General features: G+C 71.5%; 2 protein-coding genes and 2 tRNA genes. 2 read left to right on the plus strand and 2 right to left on the minus strand.

From position 1 onward, the window contains the following. The coding region (locus DZG00_RS17385; protein ID WP_233550154.1) for a hypothetical protein at positions 1 to 203 on the minus strand (203 nt) is incomplete at its 3' end. Positions 204 to 530: 327 nt separating this feature from the next. Beyond that, a tRNA-Gly gene (locus DZG00_RS14495) sits at positions 531 to 604 on the minus strand. A 191-nt stretch (positions 605 to 795) separates the two neighbouring features. Between DZG00_RS14495 and DZG00_RS14500 the strand changes: the two genes are divergently transcribed. Together DZG00_RS14500 and tig are read left to right on the plus strand one after the other, a co-directional pair. Further along, positions 796 to 871 (plus strand) — tRNA-Pro (locus tag DZG00_RS14500). A 65-nt stretch (positions 872 to 936) separates the two neighbouring features. Then, positions 937 to 2,379 carry a trigger factor gene (gene tig / locus DZG00_RS14505; protein ID WP_119383083.1) on the plus strand — a complete coding sequence of 481 codons (1,443 nt, stop codon included), beginning with the start codon at positions 937 to 939 and terminating at the stop codon, positions 2,377 to 2,379. Positions 2,380 to 2,529: the final 150 nt, after the last annotated feature.

Raw genomic sequence — 2,529 nt, forward strand, 5'->3', positions numbered from 1 at the left:
GGCCCCGACCCGGCGGACGCGACCGTGCCGGGCGCCTCGACCGGCGCGCCGGTGACGGGCGCAGCGGCGGTCACGGGCACGGCGGAAGCCGCAGCCGAAGCAATGCGATCGCGCGCGGCCGCATCGCTCCACCTGCGCATCGCCTCGAGGAGGCGCTCGCGCTCCGCGATCGAGTCCACGATCCGGCGCGACGCCTCGAGCACGGCGGCTGCCTCGGGCGCCCGGACGTCGAGCCCGCACCGGCCGCACAGGAGCGCGCCGAGGGGCGCCGAGCACGCAGGGCACAGGTCCGTGCGCAGGAGGTCCTCAGGTCGTGCGGCCCAGGGCTGCGCCCCGATCCGCGGTCCCCGTGCGTCGTCCTCGACCATGCAGCCCCCCGAGCTCGCCCGTCGCGGAAGCTCCCCGGCTGTCCACGGTCCAGGACGCTATCGGGCCGACGGGCCGGGCAGCGCGTCTCGCCCCGAACGGGGGATGCGCGAAGCGGCGACGAGCCTGGGGAGGGGGCGGCGGGAGAGGCGGTGGAACCGCGGTGGAGGGGATGACGGGAATCGAACCCGCGTGATCAGTTTGGAAGACTGAGGCTCTACCATTGAGCTACATCCCCGCGATGCCGGAAGCGCCGCCCCCGAGGGGCCGTGCGCCGGATGCGCGGGATCCAGCGTAGCGCAGGCTCCCGTCGCCGGTGACCAGCGCGCGGCACGAGTCGGATAGGCTGTGCCACGGTCGGATCGGCTTCCGCGCGCCTGCACGAAGAGGGGCACGGCGCCCGCCTCGACCGAGGGAATGCGTGGCAGCCGGGGCGTAGCGTAGTGGCTAGCGCGTCCGCTTTGGGAGCGGAAGACCGCAGGTTCGAGTCCTGTCGCCCCGACCACATCCCCGACGACGAAATGCCGTCTCAGCCGAGGCGCGTACCGCGATTACAGGAGAACTCCACACGTGAAGACCACGGTCGAAAAGCTGAGCCCCACGCGCGTCAAGCTCGCGATCTCTGCCACCCCCGAAGACCTGAAGCCGCACATCGACCACGCTTACGGCCACATCGCCGAGCAGGTCGCCATCCCCGGCTTCCGCAAGGGCAAGGTGCCGCCGCCCATCATCGACCAGCGCGTCGGCCGCGAGGCCGTGCTGGAGCACGCCGTGAACGACGGCATGGACGGCTTCTACCAGGCCGCCGTCAAGGAGACGGACATCCGTCCCCTCGGCCGTCCCGAGGCCGACGTCAAGGAGTGGCCCGGCAAGGACCTCACCGGCGACCTGCTCCTCGAGATCGAGGTCGACGTCCGCCCCGACTTCGACCTGCCCGCGTACGAGGGCCTCGAGCTCACCGTGGACTCCGTCGAGGTCACCGACGACGAGGTCGGCACCGAGCTCGACAACCTGCGCAGCCGCTTCGGCACGCTGATCACGGTCGACCGCCCCGCCAAGACGGGCGACTTCGTCCAGATCGACCTCACCGCCACCATCGCCGGCAACGCCGTCGACACCGCGAGCGGCATCTCCTACGAGCTCGGCTCCGGCGACCTCATCGACGGCATCGACGAGGCGCTCGAGTCCCTCACCGCCGGCGAGAGCACCACCTTCGAGTCGAAGCTGCTCGGCGGCGACAACGAGGGCGAGACGGCCGAGATCGCCGTCACCGTCCAGTCCGTCAAGGAGCGCGAGCTGCCCGAGGCCGACGACGACTTCGCGCAGATCGCCAGCGAGTTCGACACCATCGACGAGCTGCGCGCGGACCTCAAGGTCCAGGTCGGCAAGTCCAAGGTCTTCGGCCAGGTCACCCAGGCGCGCGACCAGATCGTGGACAAGCTGCTCGAGGGCGTCGAGATCCCCGTCCCCGAGAAGCTCGTCGAGGACGAGGTGCACCGTCACCTCGAGAACGAGAACCGCCTCGAGGACGACGTCCACCGCGCCGAGGTCAAGGAGTCCAGCGAGAAGGCGTTCCGCCAGCAGCTGCTCCTCGACGTCATCGCCGAGAAGGAGGAGCTGAAGGTCAGCCAGGACGAGCTGACCCAGTACCTCATCCAGGGCGCGCAGCAGTACAACATGGAGCCGAACGAGTTCGTCCAGGTGCTGCAGCAGAACAACCAGATCCCCGCCATGGTCGGCGAGGTCGCCCGCAACAAGGCCCTCGCGGTCGTGCTCGACAAGGCGAAGGTCGTGGACGCCGACGGCAAGGTCGTCGACGTCACCGAGTTCACGCAGCCCGTCGTGCGCGACGCGGACGCCGTCGACGCGGAGCCCGCCGACGCGGACGCCGAGGCCGTCGTCGCGGACGCGCCCGCCGAGGACGCCGTCGCCGAGGAGGCGCCCGCCGAGAAGCCGAAGAAGAAGGCGCCCGCGAAGAAGAAGGCCGCCGAGAAGGCCGCCGACTCCGAGTAGTCGCCACGGCCGCCCGTCTCGACGGGCGGCGACACGAGGGCCCGGGGAGCGTCTGCTCCCCGGGCCCTCGTGCGTCCGTCGGCCGTCGGAAGCGCCCGCGGCGGCTGCGCTCTCCGCCCGGGGCGGCTGCGCTCTCCGCCCGCGGCGGCT

The sequence above is a fragment of the Clavibacter lycopersici genome, from assembly GCF_003576405.1.
GTDB lineage: Bacteria > Actinomycetota > Actinomycetes > Actinomycetales > Microbacteriaceae > Clavibacter > Clavibacter lycopersici.